Here is a 15,331-nt window from a genome sequence, read left to right as displayed (position 1 = left end):
CACATGACGCCGTTGTCATTCGCTGGATCGTGAACTTTGCGACGTCCGGAAGGGTTGGCAAATCCGGCCAAAGCCGCTAAAGGTCCGCCCCCTTTCACAGACAATCCGAGCATGACATGACGAGCGCCCCGCCCGCCGTCTCGATTGGCGTCGATTTTGGCACCAGCAACACCGTGGTCGCGCTGTCCGATGCCGACGGCCGTGTCGAGGCTGTTCGCTTCGACCATGGCGGCCGCACGCATAGCGTCTATGTCTCCGCGCTGTGCTTCTGGGAGGACCGGCCAGGCGCCGGCCTGCATCCGCGCGCCGAGGGCGGCCCGTGGGCGATCGAGCAATTCCTCGAGGGCCGCACGATCCATCGCTTCATCCAGTCGTTCAAGACCTTCGCGGCAAGCTCGGCGTTCAACACCACCCAGATCTTCCGGCAGCGCTACAAGTTCGAGGATTTGCTCGCGGCGTTCCTGCGCACCCTGACGCGCCATGCCGGCGAAGGCTTCGACCTCGGCGCGCCGACCATCATGGTCGGCCGCCCGGTGAAGTTTGCCGGCGGCAATCCCAACGACGAGCTCGCGATGCAGCGCTATCGGGCCGCGTTCGAGCGGCTCGGCGCCGGCCATGCGCGCTATGTCTACGAGCCGGTCGGCGCGGCGTTCTCCTTCGCGCGCAGCCTCGATCACGATGCGACCGTGCTGGTCGCCGATTTCGGCGGCGGCACCAGCGACTTCTCCGTGATGCGCTTCTCCCGCAAGGGCGGCGTGCTGCGCGCCGAGCCGCTGGGACATTCCGGCATCGGCATCGCCGGCGACACCTTCGACTACCGCATCGTCGACCACATCGTCTCGCCGCGGCTCGGCAAGGGCACCAACTACCGCTCGTTCGACAAGGTGCTGCCAATCCCCAATCACTATTATTCGAGCCTCGCGCGCTGGCATCAGCTCGCGATGATGAGGGGCAATGGCGATTTGCGCGAGTTGCAGCAGCTCGCGCGCACCGCGATCGATCCGGCGCCGCTGCACGATTTCATCACCATTGTCGACCATGATCTCGGCTTTGCGCTGTACCGCGCCGTATCCGACACCAAGGTCGCGCTGTCGAGCCGCGACCGCGTCGAGTTCCGCTTTGCCCGGCAAGGCATCGATATCGGCGCGACCGTGACGCGCGACGATTTCGAATCCTGGATCGCCGACGACATCGAGCGGCTCGGCGCAACTGTGGACGAGGCGCTGGCAAAGTCGGGTATCACCGCACGCGACGTGGAGAAGGTGTTCCTGACCGGCGGCACCTCGTTCGTGCCGGCCGTGCAGCGCCTGTTTGCCGAGCGTTTCGGCGAAGCGCGGCTGACCTCGGCGGACCAGTTCGAATCGATCGCCTATGGTCTCGCCTTGATCGGCCATACGCCTGATCCCGACCGTTGGACCTTCGCCGAAGCTGCGTGACGATTCGCTTCGCGCCTTGATCCCGGCCAAATACGCGGCTACATCAGTTCAACATCAATTCGAGAGGATGCCGACAGCCATGGATTTCATCCGGACCGCAACGCCCATCAGCCTTGCCTACCGGGATATCCATCGTCATGCCTGCATCGATCACGCTCTCCCATCTGACCCTGTCCGCGCCTGACGGCCGGGTTCTCCTTTCCAATATCGACCTCAATTTCGGCCCTGAACGGACCGGCCTTGTCGGCAGGAACGGCGTCGGCAAGACGACGCTGCTCGGCCTGATCGCAGGCACGCGCGCGCCGCAATCCGGCACGGTCGCTGCTCAGGGACGCGTCGCGATGCTGCATCAGTCCGTTCAGGTGACGCCGGACGAATGCGTCGTCGATCTGTTCGGCGCACGCGGTGCGCTGGCTGCGTTGCGCCGGGCCGAACAGGGCCTTGCGAGCACTGAAGAGCTTGCGGATATCGACTGGATGCTCGATACGCGCATCGCATCCGCGCTCGCGCGAGTCGGACTGAATGATGTACTCGACGCCCCGCTGGCGACGCTGTCCGGCGGACAGGCCAGCAGGGCGCGCCTCGCCGCACTGACCTTCGCGCAACCGGACTTTCTGCTGCTGGATGAGCCCACCAACAATCTCGACCGCGCGGGACGCCAGGTGGTGATCGACCTGCTCGCGGACTGGCGGCATGGCGCCATCATCGTCAGCCATGACCGCGAGCTGCTCGAGACCATGGATGCGATCGTCGAGCTGACCTCGCTGGAAGCCCGACGCTACGGCGGCAATTGGAGCCAGTACCATGCGCGCAAGGCCATCGATCTGTCGGCAGCACGACACGATCTGGCCGATGCCGAGAAGCGCGTCGCCGAGATCGACCGCAAGGCAACGGAAACGTCTGAACGGCAAGCGCGCAAGGATGGCGCCGGCGCGACGAAGCGCGCCAAGGGCGATCTGCCGCGCATCGCCGCCGGGCTGCGCAAGGATCGCAGCGAGGACACCGGGGGCGAGAACGCCCGCCTCGCCGAGCGGCGGCGGACGCAGGCGCTCGAATTGGCCACCGCGGCGCGCCGGCGCATCGAGGTGCTGCAACCGTTCTCGGTGCAACTGCCGTCAACGCAGCTGCCTGCGAGCCGGATGGTGCTGCGGATCGAAGCCGCCGATGCCGGCTACACCGCGGACGCGCCCATCCTGCGTGATCTCACCTTCTCCATGTCGGGTCCGGAGCGCGTCGCGATTGTCGGTCCTAACGGCGCCGGCAAGACGACGCTGCTCAAGCTCGTCAGCGGCGATCTGACCGCGGCGCGCGGCACCGTCGAGGTGATGACCCGCTTTGCCATGTTCGATCAGGCGGTCAGCCTGCTCGATGCCTCAGTCTCCATCCTGGATAATTTCCGGCGCATCAATCCGGATGCCAGCGAGAACGCCTGTCGCGCCGCGCTAGCGCGGTTCATGTTTCGCGCCGATGCAGCCCTGCAAATGGTCGCGAGTCTCAGCGGCGGCCAGTTGCTCCGCGCTGGCCTCGCCTGCGTTCTGGGTGGTGTGAACCCGCCGCCGCTCCTGATCCTCGACGAGCCCACCAACCATCTCGACATCGAATCGATGGAAGCGGTCGAGGCCGGACTGCGCGCCTATGACGGCGCGCTGCTGGTTGTGAGCCATGATGAAACCTTCCTCGAGGCGATCGCAATCACCCGCAGGTTGGATCTTGCTTCGTGAAGGTGATGCGGAGGTTTGGAGGAATTGCCGTCACGATCAATGTTTCGAACGACGAAGCTTGGTCAGGAAGTGAACAGCCGAGCACGCGTCGCCTTGGGGCAGGTTGTAGGCGCGGTGCTCGGCTGTCAGGCCGCGCGGCGGTGCGGCCATCCGCCAGCCACGCTCACCCCCATGAGCGAGGCCGTCGGAACTAAATCTCGCCTGTTGCTAAATCCGCGCCGTCGAATGGAGTGCGTTTCTCCAAAGGGCAAATGCGACGAAGCCTGCCAGCAGCAAAAAGCCGCCACCGACCGCGATCAAAACATGCGGGTACGCCATCTTGGAACATCCCAATTGAGAAGCATCATGCGGCGCGATATGCGCCGCAACCTGGCAATCGATGCACTTCAGAAATTGATTTGCCCCGCCGGCCGCCGCCGGACAGCCCGAAAGGTGGCTGGCACTGCGCTCTGCCCACCCTTCGATTCCAGAGAGGTCGTCAAGCCACTCGGCTGTTGCCTCTCATCGTGCGGTTCGTCACGCCGCTCAACTGTCACAAGGATAATCAATAAAACTTTATCGACAATCGAAACGGAAAATTAAGGTTACCGGCGCGGCCCCGAAGAGCGCGGCTTCCACCAAAACATCGAAAACAACCCCATGCAAAGTAGCCGGCAGCCACCGCTCCAGCCTGAGTGGGGGTCAATTGGAGCAACATCCTCCGGACGAAGGTTCGGGGGGCATGTCACGCTTCGACGTGCTGCCTTGTCTTAGCTTCTGCAATGGCAGCAGCAGAGGACACCATGCATCATATCGGAACTGGCGGCGATCGCATCCTGATCGCGATCGTCTATCATAGCGTCTACGGCCACACCCGGCGTCAGGCGGAGGCCGTCAGGTCCGGCGTTGGAGATGTCGATGGCGCGGAGGCGCTTCTGGTGCCTGTCGAGAGCGTGGAGCAGAACTGGGACAGACTGATGAGTGCGGAAGCCTTGATCTTCGGCACGCCCACCTACATGGGCGCCGCGTCCGCGGCCTTCAAAGCCTTTCAGGAATCAACTTCAAGTGCAGTGATGTCCAAAGGCTATCGGTGGAAGGACAAGCTCGCGGCCGGCTTCACCAATTCGGGGGCACACGCCGGCGACAAGCTCTCCACATTGCGGCGGACATCGCATTGTCAGGCGCCATGTAGCTGACGAGCGAAGACAGCTTCAGCGTCGCAAAAGCCCAGTCGCGCAATGCCAGCGCCGCTTCCGTGACGTAGCCGCATCCCTCATATCCGTCATAGAGCAGCCAGCCGAGCTCCTTCTCCGGAAACAGCGGCCCATGCTTGATGCCGACCTGGCCGACGCACTGCTTTGAGGCTGTGAGCTCGATCATCGGCGCGCCATGGCCGAACAACCGCCAGCACGCCAGGTCGTGGCAGAACATCCCCCACGCCGCGCGGGTATCGAACGGCCCGCCCATGCCGGTGGACCGGGGGAGGCCAGGAACGCGTGATAGGCGGAAAAGTCGTCGAACGCTTGTGGACGGAGTGCCAGGCGAGCGGTTCTGATCGCTGGAATGTCAGGGGTCATTGGCTGGTCGTCACGCGCGGCCGACCGGGGGCACGGCCAGTCGCGTTCTCCTGGTCCGGCACAGCCGGATGACTTTGGCGGGCTCGGATCTATTCGTATTTGGCGGAGAGGGAGGGATTCGAACCCCCGATAGGCTTGCACCTATGCCGCATTTCGAGTGCGGTGCATTCAACCACTCTGCCACCTCTCCGATGGCCCGGGTGATTTGCGCCACCCGCGGTCGGGGCGAGTTCTAGGCGAGGATGGCGGGACAGACAAGGCGCTGCAATAATATTTCCGTCGCCGTCGCCGCGCGCCACGAAAGCACCGGGACGGCGCAAGAAAGCGCGCGGAAACAACGCGCTAGCGGCGCGGTTCGGGCTCGAGCGGCGTGCGGGTGAAGCAAAAGAAGCAGGAGCGGCCGATGGAGCATGTGACGATTCGAGCCAACGGCGCGGCGTTCCACGTCGCGCGGACCGGGAGCGGCAGGCCGCTGCTGCTGTTGCACGGCTGGCCGGAATTCTGGCTGACCTGGAAGCCCGTGATGGCGCGCCTCGCCGACCGCTACACCCTGATCGCGCCCGACCTGCGCGGCTTCGGCGACAGCGACAAGCCGCAAGGCTCATTTGGCCCCGATCAGCATACCGACGACATGCTGGCGCTGCTGGACGCGCTTCAGATCGAGGAGGCCGGCGTGGTCGGCCACGACGTCGGCGGCGCGGTGATGCAGCCGCTCGCCCGCAAGGCGCCCGCGCGCATCGCCGGGCTGTTTTTCTTCGATTTCGTCTATCCCGGCGTCGGCCCGCGAATGGCCGCGCCCGACCGGCTGAATCACATCTGGTACCAGTCGTTCCACCAGATGGAGATGGCGCCCGCGCTGGTCGGCGCCAGCCGCGAGACCTGCCGCACGTATATCGGCCATTTCCTGCACGACTGGACCCATCGCAAGGCCGCGTTCGACGATGTGATCGAGGACTTCGCCGACAACTTCTTCAAGCCCGGCAACCTCGCCGGCGGCTTCGCGCATTATCGCGCGTCGCATGCGGGGCGCGTCAAGATGATGCAGGGCGAAGCGCCTGCGCTGCCGCCGATCACGGTGCCGACCTGCATCCGCTGGGCCGAGCATGACCCGCTGTTTCCCTATGCCTGGACCGACCGACTGGGCGAGACCTTCTCCAATCTGGACCTGAAGATGTTCCCCGATGTCGGGCATTTCCCGCATCGCGAGGACCCCGACCGCGCCGCCGCCGAGATCGCCGGCTTCTTCGCGCGGATCAATTGGAAGTAGAAAGTGGTGGGACCGCCAGGACGCGACAAAAACTGGCGGTCCCGTGCCGCTTCTCAATATTGCTGGCCGGGAAGTGCGGCTTCGCCGGTCGGCGGGAGCGACAGCGGCCACGGTAGCGGCCGGCGCCCAAACGGCAACGCGAACCCGATCTTAACCTAACCGATCAACCTTACCGCGCGATCGCTGAATCCCGACGACTCAGGCGTCGGCCTTCCTGGCTTTCTTGGCCTTTTTCTCGCCCTTGTCGCCCTCGTCGTCCTTGTCCCTTTTCTCGGCTTTCTTGTCGTCCTTGCCGTTGTCTTTCTTGCGATTGGTGTAGCGGGCGTTGCCAAGCCCGGTTCCGATCGTCAGCACGCCCCAGCGCGCAACATCCTGCATGAACGGGACCGCGGCCAGTCCCTGCACCACGCCGTCATTGTGCATCACGATCGCGGTGTCATGGCCGCCGATCTCCGGGATCGCCTCGACCAGGCTCGCCGGCAGGTTGAATTTGCTGCTCTCCCAATTGCCCGGCAGGTTCTGCGCCCCTTTCTCGATCGAGCCGTCCTCGTTGATGACGCCGGGACAGGCGACGCCGATGAACGGCGCGAGCCTCAGATTCTCCTTCTCGGCGGCGGCGATCAGGTCCTTCAGCATTTTCACCAGCCGCATCACCGCGCCTTCGCGCGTCGGCTCGTCATCGGCATGGCGCCACAGCTCCGATTTCCAGACCGCCGCCTTGGAGAGATCGGGCGCCTTCTTCCAGCGCGTCTCGACCACTCCGCAGCGGATGTTGGTGCCGCCGATGTCGACGGCGAGCACGCCGTCATGGGCCTCGAAGATCCACGACGGGGCCAGATGCAGCGTGCCGATCAGCCCGGCGTCGTCGGGGTGAAAACGGATCGGCACCATGTCGACCTTGAAATCCTCCGACTTCAGGATGATGTCGGTGCGCGCGATCGCGAGCTCGCCGAGCCTGGAGTCGCGGAAGCCGCCGCCGACCACGATGCGTTCGGTCTTGGCCCAGTCCTTGGTCCTGAGGAAGCGCCGCGTCACATAGGCGAGCTCCTGCGCGAACTCCTCGATCGCGCTGTGCACGACCGCGGAGGCCTCGGTGTCGTCACCGACGAGTATCTCATCCAGGGTCTTCTTGCTGATCTTGTCCGACGGCTCGTCGCCGAACGGGTCCTCGCCGGATTTACGCAGCGGCTTGCGCCAGCGGTCGAAGATCTTGCGGAAAGCACCCTTGGAGGCGCGATCGCCGAGAAAGCCCTCGTCATCCTTCAGCTCGATGTTGAAGCTGTCGATGTCGACGGATGGCAGCCGCACGGCACCGTGGTGCGCGATGCCCGTGGTCAGTCCAGTGTCTTCGGCCATTCGCCTTGCCTGCCCGCTCGAGATTCCCACCACTAACGGCCGGGAACTCAAATGGTTGCTCCCGCGCTGCGGCACCTGGCCGGCGCGGGACGCAATTTCGCAAAGGCCTCGGAATGGTCTCAGGCGGCCTTGACCCCGTAACGCGCCGCGGGCGCGCGACGTGACAGGTTCGGCATCAGCTTCTGGCGGGCCGCCTCATAGGCCTGCCAATCCGCCGCCTCCGGCAGCGACGGCACGGTGAAGACCTCGCCCTGGTCGAGGCCGGCCAGCGCAGCGTTCACCATGTCCTCGGCCTTCATCACGATCTCGCCCGGCAGATGCTCGACCGGCGTGCCGGCGATGTCCCAGAACTCGGTGGCCGTAGCCCCCGGCAGCACGGCCTGGATGCGAATGTTCTTGTCCTTCAGCTCGTGCTGCAGCGAGTGGGTCAGCGCCAACACGAAGGCCTTGCTGCCTCCGTAGACACCGTTGAGCAGTTCCGGCTGGACGCCGACGACCGAGGCGATATTGATGATGGTGCCGCCGCCGCGCGCGACGAATCCCGGCACCGCCGCATAGGTCAGTCGCATCAGCGCATCGACATTGAGCGCGATCATGTCGCTCATCTTATCGACATCGGATGCGAGCAGCGGTGCGGTGGCGCCGACGCCGGCGTTGTTCACCAGCACGTTGATACCGGTATTGCTGCGCAGAATGGATTCGACCCGCGATACATCGCCGCGCTTGGCAAGGTCGGCGGCAACGATCTCGATCGATCGGCCTGTCTCCTGCGAAAGACGCTTGGCGAGCCCATCGAGGCGCTCGCGGTTACGTGCAACGAGGATCAGATCGTAGCCACGCCGTGCGAGCCGGTCCGCATAGATGGCACCGATTCCGGACGACGCACCGGTAACGAGCGCCGTTCCTTTGGCTGACTTGGTCATGTTGGTCTCCTGTTTGACCTTGGACGGCCGAATTTGGCCGCTGCTCAGGTTTTACAGGCCCCCTTGCATGTCTCAAATGTCATATATACACCTTTTTAGGACATAGACTCGGTCGGAGGGTTCCGTGCAGGAGATCGGCTTCGTCATCTTCAGGGATTTCCAAGTGATGGGCTTCACCGCCATCACCGCCTTCGAGGTCGCCAACCTGATCGCAGGCGCGCCCTTCTATGAAGTCACGCTGCTGTCGGAGAATGGCGGCCCGGTGCGATCCTCGGCCGGCTTCAATGTCGAAACCGAAGCCTTTGGCGAGCGCGGCTTCGACACGCTGTTCATCGGCGCCGGCCACGAGCTTCATCCGGCATCCCCGAAGTTGATCGACTATATGCGACGCGCCATGACGACATCGCAGCGCATCGCCGCGCCCTGCATCGGCGCCTTCTCACTGGCTGAAGCCGGCCTGCTCGACGGCCGGCGCGTCTCTACGCACTGGCAATTCGCCCCGGAATTGCAGGCCCGATTTCCCGGGCTCAAGGTCGAGCAGGACCGCATCTACATCGTCGACGGGCCGATCTGGACCTCGGCCGGCATGACCGCGACGATCGATCTGGCGCTGGCGATGATCGAGCATGATTTGGGCATCGAGGTCGCCCGTTCGGTGGCCCGCAAGCTCGTGGTCTATCATCGCCGCACCGGCGGACAGTCGCAGTTCTCGGCGCTGCTCGAACTCGACCCGAAATCCGACCGCGTCCAGAACGCCCTCAACTATGCCAAGGCGCATCTGCGCAACGAGCTCTCGGTCGAGGAATTGGCAGAGGTGGCACGGCTCAGCCCGCGCCAGTTCAGCCGCGCCTTCCGCGCCGAGACCGGCCAGTCGCCGGCCAAGGCGATCGAACAGCTCCGGGTCGAGGCTGCCAGAGAATTGATCGGCGATGGCCGCCATTCGATGGACGAAATTGCGGTAGAGACCGGCTTTGCCGAGCGGGAACGGATGCGGCGGGCGTTCTTACGGGTGCTGGGCCAGCCGCCGCAGACCATCCGCCGGCACGCGCGGGCTACGGCGCAGACCGCGGCTTGACGACCAATCCGGCCCAAAATCACGCCAAACCCTTCATTTTTGGCCGGTTTTTGCCCTGCTTTACCTTGACTCCGCGCCGTCAGCAGCTATAAGTCCGCCCATCCGGCGCGGAGTTTTCTCGCGCCGATTGTTTTTGTGCGATCCAGTTTGGGAATTCATTCCCTTCGCGCGAAACACATAACCCATAGCGACTGAACAAAAAGCCGACCCGGGCTAACCGTCCGAGGCCGGAACCGAACACGAAGGAATCAAACGATGTTCGCAGTCATCAAAACCGGCGGCCGGCAGTACCGTGTCGTTCCGAATGATGTACTCGAGATTGGCAAGATCGCCGGCGATGTCGGCACGATCGTGCAGCTAGGCGAAGTTCTGGTGCTCGGCGGTGACACGCCGGTGCTGGGAACGCCCACCGTGGCAGGCGCCACCGTTGCGGCCGAAGTGCTGCAGCACAAGCGCGGCGCCAAGGTGATCGCGTTCAAGAAGCGTCGCCGCAAGAATTCACGCCGCAAGCGCGGCTATCGCGACGAGCTCACGGTGCTTCGCATCACCGAGATCCTCGCCGATAACGCCAAGCCGACCGTCGGCCCGCGGCCGAAGAAGGAAAAGGTCGCAGCGCCCGCCGATGGCGAGGACGCAGCACCGAAGGCGGCCAAGAAGAAGGCGCCCGCAAAGGCGCCGGCCGCGAAAAAGGCTCCGGCCAAGAAGGCCGCAGCCAAGAGCGAGAAGAAGTGATCGTCGCGCTTTCAGATTTGAAGCGTGACAAAACGTGAAATGATTCCGTCAAGGAATTGATCTAGAGATCAAAGCGAAGTCGGAGACGAGCTATGGCTCATAAAAAAGCAGGCGGTTCATCGCGCAACGGACGTGATTCCAAGGGCAAGCGCCTTGGCATCAAGGCGTTCGGTGGCGAGCGCGTGATCCCCGGAAACATCATCGCGCGCCAGCGCGGCACCACCTGGCATCCTGGCCTTAATGTCGGCATGGGCACCGATCATACTCTCTTCGCCAAGGTCGAGGGTCATGTCGAGTTCCGTGCCAAAGCCAATGGCCGCACATTCATATCGGTTATTCCGATGGCAGAGGCGGCCGAGTAGACGGTGGACACACATGAGTCCGCCGGGTCCTGTTGAACCGGCGGAGTCGCAAAGGGCTCCAAGGGGAGGCGGGATGACCGGCCTCCCCTTTTTGTTGCGCGCGATCCGGTTCGACCGCGCGCAACGTTCCAAGCGTTGCGTACCGATTGTCGCATCACAGGAGCTCGACATGTTGCAGGACATCCCGACGCCGACCTTGCGCGAAGCAAGAGCTTGCGTCCTCGAGACCGAACGGCTGACATTGCGCAAGCCGACGCTCGCGGACGTAAAAGCAATTGCACGCCTCGCCAATGACCGCCGCATCGCGGAGAACACCCGCCGCCTGCCGCATCCCTATACCCAGGACGACGCCATCGACTTCGTGCGCGCGCTCGGCGCCGGCGGACGCGAAACCGTCTTCGTGATCGAGAACAATCACACGCCGATCGGCATGGTCGGCATCGACTGGCGCGAGGAGACCGCGGCCGAACTCGGCTACTGGCTCGGCGTCGACCATTGGGGCCAGGGTTTCGGCACCGAGGCCGCGCGCGCGGTGATCGATTACTTCTTCGAGGAATTCGATCTCGACCAGCTGATCGCGGCGCCCGCGTCGTCAACCCGTCGTCGCGCAACATCCTCGAGAAGTGCGGCTTCCAGTGGAGCGGCGTCGAGCTGCACCGCTTCGAGGCGCTGGGCTCATCGAGCCCGGTGGACGCCTTCCGGCTGTCGCGCGGCGTCTGGGCCTCGCTGAAGAGCTGGAACAACTCGACCCGGCGGGAGAGCTGAGGCTCGACCGCTCCGTAACTATGGTGGTCGTCCCCGCGAACGCGGGGACCAATAACCACAAATGGTCGTTGCTCGGACGAGCTGTGGCTCCAGCGTAGGTGACGACAAGCAACGGTGGTTATGGGTCCCTGCTCCCGTGCGCAATTGCGCACTAGGCAGGGACGACAGCTGTTATGCGGGTGCGCCTTTGCCCACCCCGCACCGTTACGCCGGCGGATTGATCGCGGAATCCGTGCGCCCGAGCTGCTGTTCGCGCACGAAGATGTAGAGGCCGGCCGCGATGATGATCGCGGCGCCGATGATCGTGGCCCAGGACGGCACGTCACCGAACACCACGAAGCCGAAGATCACCGCCCAGACGATCATCGAATACTGGTACGGCACCACCACGCTCGCCGGTGCGAGCTTCAGCGACCGGTTCACGCAAAGCAGCGCCGCGACCGAGATGATGCCGGCGGTGAAGAACAGCACGAGGCTGCCGGCTGATGGCGTCACCCAGCCGAACGGCGAGAGCACGAGGCCCAGGACGAACGTGCCGCCGAATTGCGATGTCGCCAGCACGATATCGGGCGTCGCGCGCAACGAGCGGGTGATCAGCATCAACACCGCAAACGACAGGCTGCCGCCAAGCGCGATCATCGCCGGCCAGCTGATGGTCTGCGCCGATGGCCGCAGCGCGATCAACACCCCGCAAAAGCCGACCAGGATCGCGGTCCAGCGCCGCCAGCCGATATGTTCGCCGAGCACGAGGCCCGACATCGCGGTGACGAAGATCGGTCCCGCCAGATAATAGGTGATGACGTCGGCGAGCGGCAGATAGACGGTCGCCAGGAAGAACGCCGCGACTTCCAGCGTCGACAGCGTGACGCGCAGCAATTGCAGCCACGGGCGCTCCAGGTGCAGGAAATCCGCGCGCCGCTTCCACACGATCGGCAGCAGCACCAGCAGCGCCGCGCAGGCGCGCAGCCACAGCAATTGCCCGACCGAATAGGTGGCGACGATGAATTTGCCCATCGCATCGCCGAACGAGAACATGAAGATCGACAGCAGCATCAACCCGATGCCGGCGAGCCGCGCCGATCGATCGTCGTAGGAGGACAGTTTTGCGAACAGGCTCATTGTTCTCTTGTTGTCGCCGCCTCTGAGTCGGGCCGGTCTGTCGCCGGTTTTACCGACGTCGTTGCGCAGGACAACCCCGGCCGCTGCAGATCGAACCAATTGTCGCAGTGCGGCGCCTGCGCTACCGGTAGGGCAGCCATTCAAGAAGCAGAGCAGGAAACGCCCCATGAGCGAATTCGACCCCACCCAGCATCGCATGGTCCCCGCGCAGCGGTGGTTTGAGGATTTCGTGCTCGGCGAGCGCTTCGTGATTCCGAGCCGGACCCAGACCTCGGCCGTGTTCGCGGCGTTCCAGACCGCCAGCGGCGACACCCATCCGATCCATTACGACGTCGAATATTGCCGCACGCGGGGCATGCCGGACCTGCTTGCGCACGGCTTCCAAACCCTGGTGCACACCGCGCCCGGCGCCGGGCTGTTTCCCTATGTCGTGGAGGAGTCGCTGATCGGCTTCCTGGAACAGTCGAGCAAGTTCCTGAAACCGGTCTATGCCGGCGATACCATCTACCCCGCGCTGGAGGTGATCGAGCTGTCACCCAGCCGAACCACGGGCGTCGTGACACTGCGCTCGACCGTGCACAACCAGCGCCGCGAGCTGGTGCTGGAGGGGATGCAGAAATTCCTGGTCCGGCGCAGACCCGCCTAGTTACTTGGGCCGTAAAAAGGCCCGAAAATTAAGGCTTTTCGCCGAAGTCAGGGCCTTTCCGGGTTGCCGCCGCGGCAACCCTGCCCTAACTAGTACGGATCATGAAATTCCTCGATGAAGCAAAGGTCTATATTCGTTCCGGCGACGGCGGCAACGGCTGCGTCGCGTTCCGGCGCGAGAAGTTCATCGAGTTCGGCGGTCCCTCCGGCGGCAATGGCGGCCGCGGCGGCGACGTCGTCATCGAGGCCGTCGATGGCTTGAACACGCTGATCGATTACCGCTACCAGCAGCACTTCAAGGCTCCGAAGGGCACCAATGGCATGGGCAAGGACCGCCATGGTGCCAACGGCAAGCCCATCGTGCTGAAGGTGCCCGTGGGCACTCAGGTATTCGACGAGGATCGCGAGACGCTGCTGCACGATTTCACCGAACTCGGCGAGAAATTCGTGCTCGCTGAAGGCGGCAATGGCGGCTTCGGCAACGCGCACTTCAAATCCTCCACCAACCGCACGCCGCGCAATGCCAATCCGGGCCAGACCGGTGAGGAACGCTGGATCTGGCTGCGGCTGAAGCTGATCGCCGATGCCGGGCTGGTCGGCCTGCCCAACGCCGGCAAATCGACCTTCCTGTCGGTGGTCAGCGCGGCGCGGCCGAAGATCGCCGACTATCCCTTCACCACGCTGCATCCGCAGCTCGGTGTGGTGAATGTCGGCGGCCGCGAATTCGTGCTCGCCGACATCCCCGGCCTGATCGAAGGCGCCCATGAGGGCGCAGGCCTCGGCGACCGCTTCCTCGGCCATGTCGAGCGGTGCCGCGTGCTGCTGCATCTGGTCGATGCGACCTGCGAGCATGCCGGCAAGGCTTACAAGACCGTACGCACCGAGCTCGAGGCTTATGAAGGCCAGCTCGCCGACAAGGTCGAGATCGTCGCGCTCAACAAGATCGACGCGGTGGGGCCGGACGAGTTGAAGAAGCAGAAGGATCGCCTCAAGCGGGCGGCGAAGAAGACGCCGCTGCTGGTCTCAGGCGTGACGGGCGAAGGCGTGCAGGACGCGCTCCGCGCGCTGGTCGAGGTGATCGGCGAAGCGCCGGTGTCCAACAAGGCCAAGGCTCAGTCGGAACCGTGGGCGACGCCGCTGCCGCAGGGTTGAGCGGCATCTCGACTTCTTAAGCCACTTCGTGGCGCCTCTTGCTTCCACTTTCCTGCCAGACCAAACCCATGAAACGCCCCGCGCTCAAGAACTTTCGCCGCATCGTCGTCAAGGTCGGCTCGTCGCTGCTGGTCGACTCGCAGGCCGGAGAAGTCCGCGCATCCTGGCTCGCCGCGCTGGTCGACGATATCGCGAAGCTGCACAAGCGAGGCTGCGAGGTCATGGTGGTGTCGTCGGGCTCGATCGCCCTCGGCCGCAGCCGCCTGAAGCTGCCGCGCGGTCCACTGAAGCTCGAGGAGAGCCAGGCTGCCGCCGCGGTCGGCCAGATCGCGCTGGCGCGGATCTGGTCGGAGGTGCTCGGCCATCACGGCATCGGCGCCGGGCAGATCCTCGTGACGTTGCAGGATACCGAGGAGCGCCGCCGCTATCTCAATGCGCGCTCGACCATCGCCAAGCTGCTGGAATGGCGCGCGGTGCCCGTCATCAACGAGAACGACACGGTCGCCACCACCGAGATCCGCTATGGCGACAATGATCGCCTCGCCGCCCGCGTCGCCACCATGGCGAGCGCGGATCTGTTGATCTTGCTCTCCGATATCGACGGCCTCTACACCGCGCCGCCCGCGGTCGATCCTGACGCAAAGCTAATCCCGGTGGTCGAAAGCATCACCTCGGAGATCGAGGGGATGGCCGGCTCGGCCGGCTCCGAACTGTCGCGCGGCGGCATGACCACCAAGATCGAGGCCGCGAAAATCGCGACCACCGCCGGCACGCACATGCTGATCGCCTCCGGCAAGATCGAGCATCCCTTGCAGGCGATCGCCGATGGCGGCCGTTGCACCTGGTTTCTGACCCCGGCCAATCCCGTCACCGCGCGAAAGCGCTGGATCGCGGGCTCGCTCGAGCCGAAGGGCACGCTGACCATCGATGCCGGCGCGGTGGCGGCGCTGCGCGCCGGCAAGAGCCTGCTGCCGGCCGGCGTCGTCAGGGTCGACGGCCAGTTCGCCCGCGGCGACGCTGTGGTGGTGCGCGGCCCCGACACCCATGAGATCGGCCGCGGCCTGGTCGCCTACGACGCCGAGAATGCCGAGAAGATCAAGGGCCGCTCCTCGCCCGACGTGATGGCCATTCTGGGCATCAGCGGCCGCTCCGAGATGATCCACCGCGACGACCTCGTGATCGGCCCGGCCGGGGCGATCCCGGCCAAGTAGGCCCAGATAGC

Annotated in this window: 14 protein-coding genes, 1 tRNA gene and 2 pseudogenes; 12 read left to right on the top strand and 5 right to left on the bottom strand. The window is 64.5% G+C overall.

Features of this window, described 5'->3' with window-relative positions:
* The first annotated feature begins 116 nt into the window (after window positions 1-116).
* From H8B02_RS08555 to H8B02_RS08540, 4 genes are all read left to right on the top strand, one after another.
* The gene (locus H8B02_RS08555; RefSeq protein WP_229165793.1) at window positions 117-1,436 is read left to right on the top strand and encodes an Hsp70 family protein; all 1,320 of its coding nucleotides are present in this window, start codon (window positions 117-119) and stop codon (window positions 1,434-1,436) included.
* A 137-nt stretch (window positions 1,437-1,573) separates the two neighbouring features.
* A complete protein-coding gene (locus tag H8B02_RS08550; RefSeq protein WP_229165792.1) occupies window positions 1,574-3,157 on the top strand; it encodes an ABC-F family ATP-binding cassette domain-containing protein in 1,584 nt (527 codons plus the stop codon).
* Window positions 3,158-3,328: 171 nt separating this feature from the next.
* A complete protein-coding gene (locus tag H8B02_RS08545; RefSeq protein WP_229165791.1) occupies window positions 3,329-3,739 on the top strand; it encodes a hypothetical protein in 411 nt (136 codons plus the stop codon).
* 200 nt (window positions 3,740-3,939) lie between these two features.
* A complete protein-coding gene (locus H8B02_RS08540; RefSeq protein WP_229165790.1) occupies window positions 3,940-4,332 on the top strand; it encodes a flavodoxin family protein in 393 nt (130 codons plus the stop codon).
* On the opposite strand, the pseudogene H8B02_RS08535 reads toward H8B02_RS08540, so the two are convergent.
* A pseudogene (locus H8B02_RS08535) lies at window positions 4,253-4,713 on the bottom strand (GNAT family N-acetyltransferase). The gene H8B02_RS08540 and the pseudogene H8B02_RS08535 sit on opposite strands and share 80 nt — an antisense overlap.
* Window positions 4,714-4,813: 100 nt before the next feature.
* Window positions 4,814-4,903, bottom strand: a tRNA-Ser gene (locus H8B02_RS08530).
* Window positions 4,904-5,116: 213 nt separating this feature from the next.
* Between H8B02_RS08530 and H8B02_RS08525 the strand changes: the two genes are divergently transcribed.
* Window positions 5,117-5,980: an alpha/beta fold hydrolase gene (locus H8B02_RS08525; RefSeq protein WP_229165789.1), complete on the top strand. Its 864-nt coding sequence runs from the start codon at window positions 5,117-5,119 to the stop codon at window positions 5,978-5,980.
* Between the two features lie 198 nt (window positions 5,981-6,178).
* On the opposite strand, the gene H8B02_RS08520 is transcribed toward H8B02_RS08525, so the two are convergent.
* Window positions 6,179-7,336 (bottom strand): ROK family protein, encoded by a 1,158-nt coding sequence (locus H8B02_RS08520; protein ID WP_229165788.1) that lies wholly within the window; start codon window positions 7,334-7,336, stop codon window positions 6,179-6,181.
* Between the two features lie 119 nt (window positions 7,337-7,455).
* Window positions 7,456-8,259, bottom strand: a complete 804-nt coding sequence (locus tag H8B02_RS08515) for an SDR family NAD(P)-dependent oxidoreductase (protein WP_229165787.1) — start codon at window positions 8,257-8,259, stop codon at window positions 7,456-7,458.
* Window positions 8,260-8,383: 124 nt separating this feature from the next.
* Between H8B02_RS08515 and H8B02_RS08510 the strand changes: the two genes are divergently transcribed.
* The 4 genes and pseudogenes from H8B02_RS08510 (at window position 8,384) to H8B02_RS08495 (ending at window position 11,193) form a co-directional block, all read left to right on the top strand.
* Window positions 8,384-9,334, top strand: coding sequence for a GlxA family transcriptional regulator (locus H8B02_RS08510; protein WP_229165786.1), 951 nt, complete (start codon window positions 8,384-8,386; stop codon window positions 9,332-9,334).
* A 255-nt stretch (window positions 9,335-9,589) separates the two neighbouring features.
* Window positions 9,590-10,066: a 50S ribosomal protein L21 gene (gene rplU / locus H8B02_RS08505; protein ID WP_229165785.1), complete on the top strand. Its 477-nt coding sequence runs from the start codon at window positions 9,590-9,592 to the stop codon at window positions 10,064-10,066.
* Between the two features lie 92 nt (window positions 10,067-10,158).
* Window positions 10,159-10,428: a 50S ribosomal protein L27 gene (gene rpmA, locus H8B02_RS08500; RefSeq protein ID WP_024583287.1), complete on the top strand. Its 270-nt coding sequence runs from the start codon at window positions 10,159-10,161 to the stop codon at window positions 10,426-10,428.
* Between the two features lie 169 nt (window positions 10,429-10,597).
* Window positions 10,598-11,193, top strand: a pseudogene (locus H8B02_RS08495) (GNAT family N-acetyltransferase).
* Window positions 11,194-11,397: 204 nt separating this feature from the next.
* On the opposite strand, the gene H8B02_RS08490 reads toward H8B02_RS08495, so the two are convergent.
* On the bottom strand, window positions 11,398-12,312 hold the full coding sequence (locus H8B02_RS08490) for a DMT family transporter (RefSeq protein ID WP_229165784.1): 915 nt from the start codon (window positions 12,310-12,312) through the stop codon (window positions 11,398-11,400).
* A 166-nt stretch (window positions 12,313-12,478) separates the two neighbouring features.
* Between H8B02_RS08490 and H8B02_RS08485 the strand changes: the two genes are divergently transcribed.
* The 3 genes from H8B02_RS08485 to proB all read left to right on the top strand — a co-directional run bounded on the left by H8B02_RS08485 (window position 12,479) and on the right by proB (window position 15,320).
* A complete protein-coding gene (locus H8B02_RS08485) occupies window positions 12,479-12,958 on the top strand; it encodes a MaoC family dehydratase (RefSeq protein WP_229165783.1) in 480 nt (159 codons plus the stop codon).
* A 101-nt stretch (window positions 12,959-13,059) separates the two neighbouring features.
* Window positions 13,060-14,109: a GTPase ObgE gene (gene obgE, locus H8B02_RS08480; RefSeq protein WP_229165782.1), complete on the top strand. Its 1,050-nt coding sequence runs from the start codon at window positions 13,060-13,062 to the stop codon at window positions 14,107-14,109.
* A gap of 68 nt (window positions 14,110-14,177) precedes the next feature.
* Complete coding sequence (gene proB, locus H8B02_RS08475; RefSeq protein ID WP_229165781.1) at window positions 14,178-15,320, top strand: glutamate 5-kinase; 1,143 nt, start codon at window positions 14,178-14,180, stop codon at window positions 15,318-15,320.
* The last annotated feature ends 11 nt before the right edge of the window (window positions 15,321-15,331 follow it).

It is taken from the genome of Bradyrhizobium altum (assembly GCF_020889705.1).
Lineage (GTDB): Bacteria > Pseudomonadota > Alphaproteobacteria > Rhizobiales > Xanthobacteraceae > Bradyrhizobium > Bradyrhizobium altum.
This window is presented reverse-complemented; position numbering and strand designations above follow the sequence as displayed.

Excerpts from the sequence above, each read along its gene's own strand:
- H8B02_RS08555 (WP_229165793.1), top strand. The coding sequence starts at position 117 with ATGACGAGCGCCCCGCCCGCCGTCTCGATTGGCGTCGATTTTGGCACC.
- H8B02_RS08550 (WP_229165792.1), top strand. The coding sequence starts at position 1,574 with ATGCCTGCATCGATCACGCTCTCCCATCTGACCCTGTCCGCGCCTGAC.
- H8B02_RS08545 (WP_229165791.1), top strand. The coding sequence starts at position 3,329 with ATGAGCGAGGCCGTCGGAACTAAATCTCGCCTGTTGCTAAATCCGCGC.
- H8B02_RS08540 (WP_229165790.1), top strand. The coding sequence starts at position 3,940 with ATGCATCATATCGGAACTGGCGGCGATCGCATCCTGATCGCGATCGTC.
- H8B02_RS08525 (WP_229165789.1), top strand. The coding sequence starts at position 5,117 with ATGGAGCATGTGACGATTCGAGCCAACGGCGCGGCGTTCCACGTCGCG.
- H8B02_RS08520 (WP_229165788.1), bottom strand. The coding sequence starts at position 7,336 with ATGGCCGAAGACACTGGACTGACCACGGGCATCGCGCACCACGGTGCC.
- H8B02_RS08515 (WP_229165787.1), bottom strand. The coding sequence starts at position 8,259 with ATGACCAAGTCAGCCAAAGGAACGGCGCTCGTTACCGGTGCGTCGTCC.
- rplU (WP_229165785.1), top strand. The coding sequence starts at position 9,590 with ATGTTCGCAGTCATCAAAACCGGCGGCCGGCAGTACCGTGTCGTTCCG.
- rpmA (WP_024583287.1), top strand. The coding sequence starts at position 10,159 with ATGGCTCATAAAAAAGCAGGCGGTTCATCGCGCAACGGACGTGATTCC.
- H8B02_RS08490 (WP_229165784.1), bottom strand. The coding sequence starts at position 12,312 with ATGAGCCTGTTCGCAAAACTGTCCTCCTACGACGATCGATCGGCGCGG.
- H8B02_RS08485 (WP_229165783.1), top strand. The coding sequence starts at position 12,479 with ATGAGCGAATTCGACCCCACCCAGCATCGCATGGTCCCCGCGCAGCGG.
- obgE (WP_229165782.1), top strand. The coding sequence starts at position 13,060 with ATGAAATTCCTCGATGAAGCAAAGGTCTATATTCGTTCCGGCGACGGC.
- proB (WP_229165781.1), top strand. The coding sequence starts at position 14,178 with ATGAAACGCCCCGCGCTCAAGAACTTTCGCCGCATCGTCGTCAAGGTC.